At 58.7% G+C, this 14,530-nt stretch carries 13 protein-coding genes; 8 read left to right on the forward strand and 5 right to left on the reverse strand.

Going from position 1 to position 14,530, the window contains the following annotated elements; genetic code table 11:
- Positions 1 to 193 precede the first annotated feature (193 nt).
- Positions 194 to 298 carry a DUF2574 family protein gene (locus tag ACOI6Z_RS22155; protein WP_139229447.1) on the forward strand — a complete coding sequence of 35 codons (105 nt, stop codon included), beginning with the start codon at positions 194 to 196 and terminating at the stop codon, positions 296 to 298.
- A gap of 415 nt (positions 299 to 713) precedes the next feature.
- Entirely contained in the window at positions 714 to 1,031 is a 318-nt protein-coding gene (locus ACOI6Z_RS22160) for a hypothetical protein (protein WP_004204117.1), read from the forward strand.
- A gap of 41 nt (positions 1,032 to 1,072) precedes the next feature.
- On the opposite strand, the gene ACOI6Z_RS22165 is transcribed toward ACOI6Z_RS22160, so the two are convergent.
- The 4 genes from ACOI6Z_RS22165 to trpS form a co-directional block, all read right to left on the reverse strand.
- On the reverse strand, positions 1,073 to 2,197 hold the full coding sequence (locus ACOI6Z_RS22165) for an ABC transporter permease (RefSeq protein ID WP_048336335.1): 1,125 nt from the start codon (positions 2,195 to 2,197) through the stop codon (positions 1,073 to 1,075).
- A complete protein-coding gene (gene rbbA, locus ACOI6Z_RS22170; protein ID WP_420687518.1) occupies positions 2,197 to 4,941 on the reverse strand; it encodes a ribosome-associated ATPase/putative transporter RbbA in 2,745 nt (914 codons plus the stop codon). The genes ACOI6Z_RS22165 and rbbA overlap by 1 nt, the downstream gene beginning before the upstream one ends.
- Positions 4,938 to 6,005 carry an HlyD family secretion protein gene (locus tag ACOI6Z_RS22175; RefSeq protein ID WP_117129198.1) on the reverse strand — a complete coding sequence of 356 codons (1,068 nt, stop codon included), beginning with the start codon at positions 6,003 to 6,005 and terminating at the stop codon, positions 4,938 to 4,940. The genes rbbA and ACOI6Z_RS22175 overlap by 4 nt, the downstream gene beginning before the upstream one ends.
- Before the next feature lie 305 nt (positions 6,006 to 6,310).
- Entirely contained in the window at positions 6,311 to 7,318 is a 1,008-nt protein-coding gene (gene trpS, locus ACOI6Z_RS22180; RefSeq protein WP_072421090.1) for a tryptophan--tRNA ligase, read from the reverse strand.
- A gap of 500 nt (positions 7,319 to 7,818) precedes the next feature.
- Here trpS and ACOI6Z_RS22185 point away from each other — a divergent pair, with 500 nt between their 5' ends.
- Genes ACOI6Z_RS22185 through ACOI6Z_RS22200 form a run of 4 tightly spaced genes read left to right on the forward strand, consistent with a single transcriptional unit; the run spans position 7,819 to position 12,254 of the window.
- Entirely contained in the window at positions 7,819 to 8,802 is a 984-nt protein-coding gene (locus ACOI6Z_RS22185; RefSeq protein WP_023291822.1) for an autoinducer 2 ABC transporter substrate-binding protein, read from the forward strand.
- A 50-nt stretch (positions 8,803 to 8,852) separates the two neighbouring features.
- Positions 8,853 to 10,337, forward strand: coding sequence for a sugar ABC transporter ATP-binding protein (locus tag ACOI6Z_RS22190; protein WP_142763571.1), 1,485 nt, complete (start codon positions 8,853 to 8,855; stop codon positions 10,335 to 10,337).
- Positions 10,330 to 11,301, forward strand: coding sequence for an ABC transporter permease (locus ACOI6Z_RS22195; RefSeq protein WP_102006292.1), 972 nt, complete (start codon positions 10,330 to 10,332; stop codon positions 11,299 to 11,301). The genes ACOI6Z_RS22190 and ACOI6Z_RS22195 overlap by 8 nt, the downstream gene beginning before the upstream one ends.
- A complete protein-coding gene (locus ACOI6Z_RS22200) occupies positions 11,298 to 12,254 on the forward strand; it encodes an ABC transporter permease (protein WP_023291825.1) in 957 nt (318 codons plus the stop codon). Before ACOI6Z_RS22195 ends, ACOI6Z_RS22200 begins: the two co-directional genes overlap by 4 nt.
- A 41-nt stretch (positions 12,255 to 12,295) precedes the next feature.
- On the opposite strand, the gene ACOI6Z_RS22205 is transcribed toward ACOI6Z_RS22200, so the two are convergent.
- The gene (locus ACOI6Z_RS22205; protein WP_048336338.1) at positions 12,296 to 13,078 is read right to left on the reverse strand and encodes an NAD(P)H-dependent oxidoreductase; all 783 of its coding nucleotides are present in this window, start codon (positions 13,076 to 13,078) and stop codon (positions 12,296 to 12,298) included.
- 86 nt (positions 13,079 to 13,164) lie between these two features.
- Here ACOI6Z_RS22205 and ACOI6Z_RS22210 point away from each other — a divergent pair, with 86 nt between their 5' ends.
- Together ACOI6Z_RS22210 and fosA are read left to right on the forward strand one after the other, a co-directional pair.
- Positions 13,165 to 14,073, forward strand: coding sequence for a LysR family transcriptional regulator (locus ACOI6Z_RS22210; RefSeq protein WP_117129200.1), 909 nt, complete (start codon positions 13,165 to 13,167; stop codon positions 14,071 to 14,073).
- Positions 14,067 to 14,486, forward strand: coding sequence for a FosA5 family fosfomycin resistance glutathione transferase (fosA, locus tag ACOI6Z_RS22215; protein WP_101866098.1), 420 nt, complete (start codon positions 14,067 to 14,069; stop codon positions 14,484 to 14,486). The genes ACOI6Z_RS22210 and fosA overlap by 7 nt, the downstream gene beginning before the upstream one ends.
- Positions 14,487 to 14,530 lie beyond the last annotated feature (44 nt).

The raw sequence follows: 14,530 nt of genomic DNA on the forward strand, positions 1-14,530 counted from the left end.
CTTGTTTTTGCGTTTAAAAAGAACCCCGTCCCGAAAGGTGCGGGGTTTTTTGCTGTGTGGGGTACGCCTCCCCGGTGGCGCTGCGCTTACCGGGGCTACGGATTCAACATGGGGCTACGCCCCTCCTATGGCGCGGACAAGTCAGGGAAAAATATCGCCTGAAGTCCTGCTACTGCTTCGCTAACCCGCCAGGCTGACGCTCTCCGGGCGGGTGGTGTCAGAAACCTGCAACACGGGTATGGTGAATAAACAACCTCTGCAACGCTGCGGGAAAAATACCTATCTTTTTGCCTCGTAAAATACTGAGAATTACGCGCGTGGTGTGGTCGCTCGTACCGTGAATTTATCCAATGATACGAGTCGAAAAATAATTATCAGTAGCTACGGTTAAATATCTCTCTCTATTTCAGCGCTATTATCTTGCGCTCTGCGAAATAATAGCGCTGCTTCTTCTTTCGGGATATTAACGCGTTAGCGAAATTACGAAATTATTTCCGCCGCTGAGGTCTTCATTCCCCATTTATTGCAACAATGGGTATGCATCTTGCCGGTTTTTGGGCTTGATGCGCTATATCATTAACACTTTGTTAACTTGATCTGGTTTATATGACAGCAAATTTGATATACAAAGAGGGATGATTGCCTGTATGGATGCTGTCCGACGTACCTTGCGCTATCTGCACTGGTTATCGGCTGGCAATATGAGAATAGAAATGAAAATCCTGCTTAACTGGTCGCCGTTGCGCCGGCTCTTCACCTACCTTCAGGAGCGCTTTACCTTTCTGGTGCTGCTCTGCTGGCCAGCGATAATCTGGCTGTTCTGCCGGGTCGGCGTGTGGCTGACGGATAACCTGTATGAACTGCTGGGGAAATCACCCGCCCAGTCCTTCACTGTCTATCTGCAGCCGTTTATGACCCCCGGCACGCTGCTGCGCATCTCCATCAGCTGGGTGGTGCTGCTGTTCATTCTCTTCAGCATGGCGATGGCCTTCACCTGGGGTCTTCGCCACTTTATGAATCGCCACAAATAAACCATTCGGGCCGCCGGGAGTCGACGGCCCTTCTTAAGCCCTTACGCCATCTGACCAATCGTTTTGCGAAAACGCAGCAGGGCGATAGTAAAGAACACCGCTCCGATAGCCAGCAAGGTTAAGAACTGCGGCCAGACGATACTGAAGCTGGCGCCGCGGTACAGAATCGCCTGCGCCAGACTGACGAAGTGGGTGGTCGGCATGGTCAACATGATATCCTGAACCAGCTGCGGCATACTTTCCCGCGGCGTGGAGCCGCCAGAGAGCATCTGCAGCGGCAGCAGCACCAGGATCATCAGCAGCCCCAGCTGCGGCATCGAGCGGGCGAGGGTGCCCATAAAAATGCCGATCGAGGTGGTGGCGAACAGGCTGAGCGCCACCCCCAGCATAAACAGAGGAATCGACCCCTCAATGGGCACCTGCAAAATCCCCTGAACCATCAGCAGCAGCGACAGCCCGGAGACCACCAGCACCACCAGCCCCATCGACCAGATCTTGGCCATCATGATCTCAAACGGCGTAACCGGCATCACCAGCAGGTGCTCGATGGTACCGTGCTCGCGCTCGCGGATCAGCGCCGAGCCGGTGAGGACAATAGCCAGCATGGTGATGTTGTTGATGATCGCCATCACCGCGCCAAAGCGCTCCTGTTCCAGGTTAGGGTTAAAGCGCATTCTTACCGCCAGCTCTACCGGCAGCACGCTGTTCTCCCGGTAGCGGGCAATGAAGCCGTTTACTTCGCCGTTAATAATATTCTGGATATAGCCGTTGCCGGTAAAGGCCTGGCTCATGCGCGTGGCGTCGACGTTGACCTGCACTTCCGGCTGGCGGCCGGCCAGCACATCGCGCTGGAAATTTGGCGGAATATTGATGGCGAAAGTGTAGCGCCCGGCATCCAGGCCGGCGTCCATCTCATCGGCGGTGATCAGCTCCGGTTCGAGAAACCAGGGGCGGTAGAAAGCGTTAATGATGCGTGAAGAGAGCTGCGACTTATCCATATCGGCAACCGCAATCGGCGCCAGGTGCAGCGAGCCGGGCATCACCGTAGCTGAGGAGTACACCGACACGGTAAAAGCAAACACGATCAGCGCCAGCATCGCTTTATCACCCAGCAGGCTGCGCAGCTCTTTAACGCCGAGGTTATAAATATTACGTAATCCGCGCATCACCCCTCCTGTTTCTTCAGCAGCAACACGCTCAGCCCGAGCACCAGCGGCACCGCAATCAGTAGGGGAATAAAGGAGCCCCACAAATCGCTGAGATTCAGCGCCTTGGAGAAGGTGCCGCGGGCGATAGTCAGGAAGTGGCTGGTCGGGTAGATTTGTCCAATCCAGCGCCCGGGGCCTTCCAGCGACGCCACCGGATCGATCATCCCGGAGAACTGGGTCGCCGGGATGAGCGTAATGATGGCGGTGCCGAAGATGGCGGCGATTTGGCTCTTCATAAAGGTTGAGATCAGCAGTCCCAGTCCGGTGGCGATGGTGACATAGAGCAGCGCCGCCAGGCTCAGCGTCAGGAAGCTGCCCTTATGTGATACGCCAAAGACGAAGACCGACAGCGCGCACAGCAAAAAGAAGTTAAACATTCCCAGTACGATGTAAGGCACCTGCTTGCCGAGCAGGAATTCGCTGCGGGTGGTCGGCGTCACGTACAGGTTGATGATCGACCCGAGCTCCTTCTCGCGTACCACGCTCAGGGCGCTGAGCATCGCCGGGATCATCATCAGCAGCAGCGGGATCACCGCCGGGACGATGGCCGGCAGGCTCTTCACGTCCGGATTATAGCGATAGCGGGTCTCAATGGAGATGAGAGAGGTAGCGCGCTGCGGACTGCTCTGCCGGGCGGCCATCTCCTGCAGCCAGGCCAGATGCAAGGCCTGCACGTAGCCGCGCACCGTTTCCGCGCGGTTTGGCATTGCGCCATCCACCCAGACGCCGATTTGCACCGGCGTGCCGCGGGCGATATCGCGGCCAAAGTTCGGCGGGATCTCTATCGCCACCGCCAGCTCGCCGTCGCGCATCCGCCGGTCGAGCTCATCGTAACTGCGCAGCGGCGCCTGTTCAATAAAGTAACGTGAGCCAGCGATATTCTGCGACCAGCCCTGACTGCTGAGGGTTTGATCGCGGTCGAGTACCGCAAAGCGCAGATCCTCGACGTCCATGCTGATCCCGTAGCCCATGATAAACATCAGGATCACCGTTCCCAGCAGCGCCAGCGTCGAGCGCACCGGATCGCGGCGCAGCTCAAGCGCCTCGCGGCGGCTGTAGCTGAACAGCCGTTGCAGACTGAAGGCCTGGCGCGGGGCCGCGCGTTCTGGATGGGATGCTGCAGCAGGCGCAGGTTCCTCAGGAGCTGCGGCGGTTGGCTGCGCCTCCTGGAGCCAGGCGATAAACGCCTCTTCGAGGCTGGCGGCACCGCGCTGCTCGACCAGCGCCTGCGGCGTATCGCTGGCCAGCACCTTGCCGGCGTGCATCAGCGAGATGCGGTCGCAGCGTTCTGCCTCATTCATAAAGTGGGTGGAGATAAAAATGGTCACCCGATCCTGACGCGCGAGGTCGACCATCAGCTGCCAGAACATATCCCGTGCCACCGGATCGACCCCGGAGGTGGGTTCGTCGAGGATCAGCATTTCCGGGCGATGGATGACCGCCACCGCCAGCGACAGACGCTGACGGATGCCCAACGGCAGGGCGGTGGGCAGGGCGTCTTCCACCTCGCTGAGCATGAAGCGCTCGCTCATTTCCGCCACCCGACCGGGGATCTCGCCGTCCGGAATATGAAACAGGCGGGCGTGCAGTTCGAGGTTTTGCCGGACGGTCAGTTCGCTATAGAGCGAGAAAGCCTGCGACATATAGCCCACCCGCTGGCGGGTGGCGATATCTTTCGGGTCGACCGGCTGGCCGAACAGCCAGGCTTCGCCTTCGCTGGCGGGCAGCAGGCCGGTGAGCATCTTCATGGTGGTGGATTTGCCGCAGCCGTTGGAGCCGAGGAAGCCGAAGATTTCACCGCGGGCGATGCGGAAGTTAACGTGGTCGACGGCGACGAAGTCGCCAAAGCGCATGGTCAGCCCACGGGCTTCGATGGCGATCTCTTCCTCGCGGTCGTCGCGCGGCGGGATTACCACTGCCTTATGCGCCTGGCGCTGCGCTTCCGGCAGCAGGGCGATAAACGCCTGCTCCAGCGTCTGACTGCCGGTCTGCGCTTTCAGCTCCGCAGCGGTACCGGTCGCCAGCACCTCGCCGGCGTTCATCGCCACCAGCCAGTCAAAGCGCTCAGCCTCTTCCATGTAGGCGGTAGCCACCAGTACGCTCATCTCCGGCTGGCGCTGACGAATGCTGTCGATAAGCTCCCAGAACTGCGCCCGGGAAAGCGGGTCGACGCCGGTGGTGGGTTCATCGAGGATCAGCAGCTGCGGGTCGTGGATAAGGGCGCAACAGAGCCCCAGCTTTTGCTTCATCCCGCCGGAGAGCTTACCCGCCGGGCGATCGCGAAACGGCGCCAGCCCGGTGCTCTGCAGCAGCTCGTTGATACGAGATTCGCGTTCGGCTTTATCGTGGCCAAACAGGCGGGCGAAGAAGTCGACGTTTTCATACACCGAAAGGGTGTGATAGAGGTTTTTCCCCAGCCCCTGCGGCATCCAGGCAATCTTCGGGCACACCTCGCGGCGGTGATGAACGTCGCGCATATCCCCGCCGAGCACCATCACGTTACCCTGCTCAATGGCCCGCGCCCCGGCGATGAGAGAGAGCAGGCTCGATTTGCCGACGCCGTCCGGGCCAATCAGGCCGACCATGCGCCGCGCCGGGATCGCCAGACTGATATCCCGCAGCGCCACGGTGATGCCGAAGCGCTGGCCAACGTTGTCCAGCCGGGCGACGGGGGGCGAGGTATCCTGTGGCGTCAGTATCATTGCGGCAACCTCACCGTCAGGGCTTCAGGCCAGGACTGCTGGTTATCCAGCCGCACGTAAGCCATGCCGGGCAGACCGGTTTTGACATACTCCAGGTGCTGCGCCAGCAGCTCCGGCGGGATACGCGCTTTGACGCGGAACATCAGTTTGAGACGCTCGTCGCGGGTCTCCACCGTTTTCGGCGTGAACTGGGCGACGCTGGCGACAAAGCTGATATTGGCCGGGATCACCAGATCCGGAGCGGCATCGAGGATCAAGCGCGCTTCGCTGCCGAGCGCCAGCAGGCCTGCCTGTTCGGTGGGCAGAAAGAAAGTCATATAGACGTCGGCGAGATCGACCATGTTCAGCACCCGGCCACCGGCGGCCAGCACTTCGCCGGGCTCGGCGACGCGATACTGAACGCGGCCGTCGCGGGGGGCTTTCAGCTCGCTATCGTCAATATCGGCGAGGATCCGCCGCTCGGTCGCCTGGGCGGCTTCGACGCGGGTTTGCGCCTGAATAATGCTGGTGCGGGCGGCCTCGATGGCGGCGCGGGCGGCAGAGACCTGGGCTTTCGCCGACTCAAGCGCCGCGCGAGCGCTCTCCGCCGCCGCGCGATCGTCATCCAGTTGCTGAGCGGAGACGGCGCCGCGCTGGGAGAGAGTGTGCGAGCGGACGTGACGTTTCGCCGTGGAGTCGAGCTCCGCCTGACGCTGCTTCACTACCGCTTCGCTGGCGCGCATTTCACTTTGCCGCTGATCGAGCAAGGCTCTGGCGGCCAGGACCGCGCTTTCCGCTTCCTTGATTTGCGCGGCGGCTTCAAGACGCTGCTCGTTCAGTACCCGGGTATCCATTCTCGCCAGCACCTCTCCCTGGTGCACGAACTGACCCTCTTTGACCAGAATGGTGTCGATACGCCCGGCGATTTTGCTGGCAATATCCACCTCGGTGGCTTCGATTCGTCCGTTGCTACTGGCAAAACCCTCCGGGAGGTCCGGCGGGCGCAGCAGCCACCATGCTGCGGCGGCGAGTACCACCAGTAAGCCGACAAAATACCCTGTCCAACGTTTCTTTATTTTGTCCATACGCGACTCGCTTGATTCCCTGTGCGAAGTGATACGCGTGTCTTCTCCGACGGGCGGAGCGTCCTCCTTGCGAAGGACGAATGAGTGGGGAAGGGCCGCTGACGCAGCGCTCTACCGCGTCGATGCGCAGCCGAACGCTGTACTACTTATGTGGTCATCATCAGCGATCCTGGCCTTAATGAAACACGCATAGTGAGAGCTACCGTTAACGTGATAGTAACATCCGCGGCGGTGTTGTCCACATGAAAGGCAGGGTCTTGTCGACGCGTTAACAAAATATCCACTACCGGAAACCTTTCACCACCTCAGAACAGGACCGGCAGCCCCAGACCTCGTTTCACCTCATGCAGCGTCTGCTGCGTCAACTGGTGGGCGCGCTCGCTGCCCTGACGCAACAATTCCAGCAACATCCCTTTATCCTGAATAAAGGTGGCCCGCCGTTCGCGGATCGGCGCCAGGAGCGCCTGCAGGCAGGTTTCCAGTTCATTTTTACACTGGCGATCCCCCAGCCCGCCGCGCTGATAGTGGGCTTTCATCTCAGCCACCAGTGCCTTATCGCTATGGAAAGCGTCGAGATAGGTAAACACCACGTTGCCGTCGACATGCCCCGGATCGCTGACTCTCAGGTGCGTCGGGTCGGTATACATCGCGCTGACCGCGCGGTGGATCTCCTCTTCACTGGCCGATAACGTCAGCGTATTGCCCAGCGATTTCGACATTTTGGCGTTGCCGTCGACGCCCGGCAGGCGGCTCACTTCGCTGAGTAGCGCCTTGCAGTGGCGCAGCACCGGTTCGCCGGTGAGGCTATTCATCTTGTGGACGATCTCGTTGGTCTGCTCAATCATCGGTAGCTGATCGTCGCCCACTGGCACCAGTTCGGCTTTGAAGGCGGTGATATCGGCCGCCTGGCTAATCGGATAGGCGAGAAAGCCCACCGGCAGCGAACGGGCGAATCCCTTCTGGGCAATCTCATTTTTGACCGTCGGATTACGTTCCACGCGGGCGACGGTGACGATATTCATATACAGCGCGCTGAGCTCCGCCAGCGCGGGCAGGGCGGACTGCAGGCAGAGCGTGGTGAGCCTGGGGTCAATGCCGACGGCCAGATAATCGGCCATCACTTCGAGAATATGATGGCTTATTTTTTGCGGGTTGCTGCCGTTGTCCGTGAGCCCTTGCAGGTCGGCGATAAGGATAAACTGCTGGTGGTCGTGCTGCAGCGCGACGCGCTGGCGCAGCGAGCCGACGTAGTGGCCAAGATGTAGCTGGCCGGTGGGGCGGTCGCCAGTGAGGATGGTTTGCGGATGGTTCATCAGGGACTCCTTATCAGACTGTTCAGCCGAAAGACGTCCTGAAAACACCAAAGCCGCCTTCCGGCGGCTTTGAAAATGGAAACGTGTATCGTGCCGCCTGTTATGCAGGCAGCCACCAACGGCGGGGATAGGTTACGATCGCGTTTCTGTTCATCTTTTTATCCTGCCACGGAATAGGCCAAGAGCGCAATCAAAAACCATATGATTTTTCTGGTATTATTTTTTTGTTGTTTTGCGGTAAATGACCAGACGGGAAAATAGGTTTTCTCATAGACCTGATAATTATTATGGAACAATAAAGTATGTTGCAGGCTTTTTGTGAAAAGGCTCACGTCACAGGATTATAGTATTATTATCCATATTTATAGCTGGATATTACCTGTCTGCTGTTACAGCTTGTGTTTATTCTCTTCTAAATTATTAACATTATTACTATTTATATCTTTTTTCCATTTTGCGTCATACCCCTGTCTGACTACAACGTATTGAGGCTAATTATTATGCATAAACGTCTGGTCGTTAATATTTTTTCATCCTTGCTGTTGGGGGCTGCGCTTATTTCCGCGCCGGTATATGCGGCGGAAAAAACGGTAGTCAATATTTCAAAAGTAGATGGCATGCCATGGTTTAACCGGATGGGTGAAGGGGTAGTCCAGGCTGGGAAAGAGTTTAACCTCAACGCCTCTCAGGTTGGGCCGTCCAGCACCGACGCGCCGCAGCAGGTGAAAATTATTGAGGACCTGATTGCACGTAAAGTGGATGCCATCACTATCGTGCCTAACGATGCCAACGTGCTGGAGCCGGTATTCAAAAAAGCCCGTGACGCCGGCATCGTCGTGCTGACCAACGAATCGCCCGGGCAGCCGAGCGCCAACTGGGATGTGGAGATCATCGATAACGAGAAGTTCGCCGCTGAATATGTGGAGCATATGGCCAAGCGGATGGGTGGCAAAGGCGGCTACGTTATCTATGTAGGTAGTCTTACGGTACCGCAGCACAACCTGTGGGCCGATCTGCTGGTGAAATACCAAAAAGAGCATTATCCGGACATGCATGAAGTCACCCGCCGCATGCCGGTAGCGGAAAGTGTTGATGATTCCCGCCGTACCACGCTCGATCTAATGAAAACTTACCCGGATTTGAAAGCGGTGGTCTCTTTTGGTTCGAATGGTCCGATTGGCGCGGGGCGCGCGGTGAAAGAGAAGCGTGCGAAAAACAAAGTTGCGGTCTACGGGATGATGATCCCATCGCAGGCGGCCTCCCTCATTAAGAGTGGTGATATTACAGAAGGCATTACCTACGATCCGGCGACAGCCGGCTATGCCCTCGCGGCCGTCGCCAGCACCCTGCTGAACGGCAAATCCATTGAGCCAGGATTTGAACTGAAAGAGCTCGGTAAAGCGGATGTCGATAGCGACAAGCATATTATCCGCTTCCATAAAGTGCTGCTGGTAAATAAAGACAATATTGATTCGCTCTACTAATCCATCTTCCGGGGCGCCTGGCGCCCCGGCTTAACCTGCCAGGGGATGTTATGGAACCTTTCCTTTCCCTTCGTCACGTCAGCAAAACCTTCCACGCCAACCGCGCGCTCAATGATATCAGCATCGATTTTATGCCCGGGGAAGTACACTGCCTAGCCGGGCAGAACGGTTGCGGGAAGTCGACGTTGATCAAAATTATCTCCGGCGTCTATCGCCCGGATGAGGGCGCGGCGATGGAGCTGGGCGGCAAGACGTGGCCCAGACTGACGCCTGCGGCCTCTGTCGCCCATGGGATCCAGGTGATTTATCAGGATCTGTCGCTGTTTCCCAATCTCAGCGTGTGGGAGAACATTGCCATCAACCACTATCACCGCGGCGTGCTGGTAAAGCGCAGCGAACTGCGGCGCAGTGCGGAGCAGGCGATGCGGAGTATTAACGTCTCGCTGCCGCTTGATGCCACCGTTGAGTCGCTCTCCATCGCCCGCTGCCAGCTGGTGGCGATCTGCCGCGCGCTGGCGCAGGACGCCCAGCTTATCATTATGGATGAACCCACGGCCTCATTGACCCATCAGGAAGTGGAAGGGCTACTGAATGTCGTGCGCCAGCTACGTGAGAGGGGGATCTGCATCGTCTTTGTTAGCCACCGTCTGGAAGAGGTCATGGCCGTATCGGATCGCATCAGCGTGCTGAAGGATGGCAATCTGGTCGGTACCTTACCGGCGGCAGAGGTGACTACTCGGCGACTCGGTTTTCTGATGACGGGCCAGGAGTTTGATTATCAGGTGCGCGACCTGTGGCAAGGGAAGGGCAGCACGCCGGTACTGGAAGTGCGCAATCTCAGCCGCAAGGGGGAATATCACAACGTCTCTCTGAAGGTCGAAGCCGGAGAAGTGGTGTCGATAGTCGGCCTGCTGGGTGCGGGGCGAACAGAGTTGTGCCTGAGCCTTTTCGGCATGACCCGCCCCGACAGCGGCGAGATCCTGATAAATGGCCAACCGGTGCGGTTGCGTAGCAATCAGGACGCTATCCGCCACGGTATCGGCTATGTCTCTGAGGACCGTATGTCACGCGGCCTGGTGATGAGTCAGTCGATTGAAAATAACATCATCAGCACGGTGTTTCATAAAGTGAAAGGCACTTGCGGACTATTGAGTGACAGTAAAGCTCAGCAACTGGTCACGAGAATGGTCAACGCGTTGACCATTAAAGCGTCAGATACGCATTTGCCGGTGAATACCCTCTCCGGCGGCAATGCCCAACGCGTCTCTATCGCCAAATGGCTGGCGATCGCCCCTAAGCTGCTGATCCTTGATAGCCCGACGGTGGGGGTGGATATCGCAAACAAAGCCGGGATCTATCATATCATCAGCGATTTGGCTGCCCATGGCATCGCCGTGCTGATGATTTGTGACGAGATCGAAGAGGCGTGGTACCAGAGTCATCGCATCCTGGTGATGAAGCGGGGCGAATTGACACATAGCTTCCTGCCGGACAGCAGTAACCAACAGCAGATAGCGGAGGTGGTTAATGGCTAATCTGTTGAAACAACATGAATTCTGGTTAGGTATGTTTATTATCGCGCTGTGCCTGATGCTGGGCTGGCGCAGTGAGGAATTTTTCACTTTCGGTAATATTTACGACCTCGCTAATAACTACGCGATGCTGACTATCCTCGCCTGTGGCCTGTTCGTGGTGCTGATCGCCGGCGGGATTGATATCTCCTTCCCGGCCATGACCATTATCGCCCAGTACGGCATGGTAGTGATGCTGCAAAAAGTGGGCGGCAACTTCGCGGTGGCCTTTGTGCTTGCCGGCGGTATCGGCGTGCTACTGGGGCTGGTTAACGCGCTGTTGGTCAATCGTCTGCGGGTCCCCTCGATCATTATCACCATTTCCACGCTCAATATTTTCTACGGTTTGCTGCTGTGGTTAAGCAAAGGTGTCTGGCTCTATGACTTCCCCCCGTGGTTTGAAAAGGGGGTCATGCTGTTCAAATACACCGATGCCGATGGTTACGATTACGGCCTGGGGCTGCCGCTGCTGACGATGATAGCGGTGGTGTTGTTGACCGCCTTTATCATGAATTTCACCACCGTTGGCCGCAAGATCTATGCCATGGGCGGCAACCGGGAATCCGCCAGCCGCGTCGGCTTCAGTGTGCTCCGCCTGCAGTTGTTCGTTTATGGCTACATGGGGCTGATGTCGGGGGCCGCAGGTGTCGTGCAGGCATGGACAGTGATGACTGTCGCGCCGGATGCATTGCTGGGCTATGAGCTGACGGTGCTGGCCGCGGTGGTGCTGGGCGGTACCAGCCTGATTGGCGGGCGCGGATCCCTAACCGGTACGCTGCTGGGGGTGATTTTACTGGCGGTGATGCAGAACGGCCTGAACCTGCTGGGGGTCTCCTCCTACTGGCAGACCCTGATTACCGGGGCGATCATCGTCGTCAGTATCAGCGTAACGGCCTGGAGCCAGCATCAGAACCGGAGCTTGTTATGAAAAAATCATGGCGCAATAACGTTGAGTTTTACCTGATCGGCCTGCTGCTGCTGACGGTTATCGCCTTTAGCATTGCCATGCCAAACATCTTCTGGTCTGTCACTAATTTCCAGTCGATTGCCTCGCAAATGCCGGTGTTGGGGATCCTGGCGCTGGCGATGGCAATGACCATGCTTTGCGGCGGCATTAATCTGTCAATTATCGCGACCGCCAATGCCTGCTCGCTGGTGATGGCCTGGGTAGCGACAAGCTATCCACCGGGTGCCGCCACTGCGCTGGCGACGCTGCTGGCCGGCGGAGGGGCGGCGATGATCATTGGCCTGTGCAACGGGATACTGATCGCCGGGATCCGTGTTTCGCCGATCCTGGCTACCCTCGGTATGATGACCCTGCTCAAAGGGATAAATATTTTGATCACCGGCGGCAGCGCCATCGCTAACTATCCTCAGTGGGTGCTGTGGCTGAATCATGCCCAGTGGTTTGGTATTCCGCTACCAATGTGGCTTTTTGCGGTGGTGGCGATCGGGCTGTGGGTGCTGCTGGAGAAAAGCCCGCTGGGTCGGGCGATCATGTTGATCGGATCCAACGAGCGGGCGACCCATTATTCCGGGATCAATACCCGACGGGTGTTGATGTGGGTATATGTCATCTCGGCCCTGCTCTGCGCTGTGGCCGCGTTTCTGATGATGTCGAAGCTGAACTCAGCCAAAGCGTCTTATGGAGAATCGTATCTGTTGGTGTCGATCCTCGCGGCGGTGCTTGGCGGCGTGAATCCGGATGGCGGCAGCGGGCGCATCGTCGGGATGGTGCTAGCGCTGTTTCTGCTGCAGATTATTGAGAGTGGGTTCAATATCCTCGGTATCAGTCCCTATCTGACGATGGCGCTGTGGGGTGTATTGCTGCTGTGCTTTATCCAGGCGCGAGGCATGCTGGGGCTGGAGAGAGTCGGATAAACTACCCATCCTCGGTGGCGAAGACGGGCAGCGTTTGTCTGCTACTCGCTACGCAAATGCACCGCCAGGCCGCTTTGCCCCGGCGCCAGCTCCGGGCGCAGCGTCAGCGACGGGATCAGATAGTCGCCATGATTTTGCCGGCGAAATGGAATGGGCTCAGTTTGCCACAGCGTGTCCAGCCGCCCGGCCAGGGTGGCGCACTGGTCGGCGAACTGCGCGGCATCGGTTTTGTCCGTGCGGTAGAACACCAGCGGCGGAAGCACCTCGAAGCCGGGGTAGAACAGCATACCGTGCTGAATGGGGAACAGGATGTCGTCGATGGGGCCATTGATCCCGCGAGGTGAATAGTGTTCCGCCCAGCCGCCGGCGGTGACGATCAGCATTGCCCGCTTGCCGACGAAGGTGCCTTCCCCATAGCGATCGCCCCAGTGGCGGTCGCTGTGCTCGCCGACGCCATAGGCAAAACCCCAGGCGTATACCCGATCGATCCAGCCTTTCATGATCGCCGGCATCGAGAACCACCACAGCGGGAACTGAAAAATCACCGTATCGGCCCACAGCAGCTTTTCCTGCTCGGCTGCGATATCCGCGCTTTGAGTTCCTTGCGAAAAGGCCTGTTTTGAATCAAGGGTAGGACGCCAGAACTCGCCGACCGGCGGCGCGCCGCTGTCGTCGGCGTCATACCCGGCCTTCCAGCGCATGGCGTAGAGATCGGACACCTGGACTTCATGACCGGCCTGCTGCAGATGACGGATGGCGAAATCTTTGAGTCCGCCATTGAGGGAGCGCGGTTCCGGATGGGCGTAAATCAGCAGTACTTTCATAACATCACCTCTGAAGTGGGAAGATCTGCAGAGTAGGAAAGCTGGCGCTATAGTAGAAATTAATTACTTCAATCCCAGATATAGCTGTGATTAATTTACATCGTCTGGATCTCAATCTGCTGCGCACGCTCGACGTGCTGCTCAGTGAAAACAACGTCACCCGGGCGGCGCAGCGACTGAATCTGTCGCAGCCGTCGGTGAGTATTCAGCTCGCCAGGTTACGGGAGATGTTTGCCGACCCGCTGCTGATGCCGGGCCCGCGCGGCATGCAGCCCACCGCCCGCGCCGATGAGCTTCGCCAGCCGCTGCGCGCCGCGTTAGCCGCGCTGGAGCAGGCGGTGGCGCCGGTCAGCCCTTTTGATCCGGCGACGGCGGCGGAGACCTGGCGGGTGGCAGCGACGGACTATATGGCCTCGGCGATCCTCCTGCCGATGCTGGGCAGGCTACGCCTGGCCTCTCCCGGCAGTCGGCTGGCGGTATTTGAGCTCCAGCCGGCGCGCCTGGAGCAGCAGGCGGCCAGCGATGAAGTGGATCTCTGCTTCCATACCCGCGAGGGCGCGCCGCCGGGGCTGCATCAGCGCCTGCTGTTTCGCGAGCGCTACGTGCTGGCGGGTCGGGCCGGGCATCCGGCGCTGCGGCAAGGGTTGAGTCTGGAAACGTTCTGTCAGCTGGAGCAAGCGATCGTCTCCCCGGACGGGGGCGGCTTCAGCGCGGCGACCGATACCGCGCTGGCGAATCTTGGCCTGGCGCGGCGGGTTGTCCTTTCCGTGCCACATTTCCTGTTTATGCTGGAGACCCTGCGCAACAGCGATTTGGTGGCGATGCTGCCGGAGCGGCTGGTGCGCGGGCAGAGCGGGCTGGCGGTCGTCGAGCCGCCGCTGGCGGTCGCCGGCTTTGAGATGCTGATGCTGTGGCACGAGCGCTGGCACCGCGACCCGGCGCATCAGTGGCTGCGCCAGTTCATTGTGAATTCACTGGAGGAACAGACATGCTGAGCGGACTGAATCACCTGACCCTGGCGGTCAGCCAGCTGGCGCCGAGCGTGGCGTTTTATCAGCAGCTGCTGGGTATGACGCTGCACGCCCGCTGGGAGAGCGGCGCCTATCTCTCCTGCGGCGATCTGTGGCTATGCCTGTCGCTGGATCCGCAGCGGCGCATCACTCCGCCGGAGGAGAGCGATTACACCCATTATGCGTTTAGCATCAGCGAAGCCGATTTCGCCTGCTTCACCGCTCGCCTTGAGGTTGCCGGCGTGGCGGTGTGGAAGCTGAACCGCAGCGAAGGCGCCTCGCACTACTTCCTCGACCCCGACGGCCATAAGCTGGAGCTGCACGTCGGCAGCCTCGCCCAGCGTCTGGCCGCCTGCCGCGAACAGCCGTATAAGGGGATGGTGTTTTTTGACCAGTGAAGCGCTTTGCTGACGCGGGATCATCCGTAGCCCCGGTAAGCGCA

Source organism: Klebsiella sp. C239 (assembly GCF_048822715.1).
GTDB classification, from domain to species: domain Bacteria; phylum Pseudomonadota; class Gammaproteobacteria; order Enterobacterales; family Enterobacteriaceae; genus Klebsiella; species Klebsiella quasipneumoniae.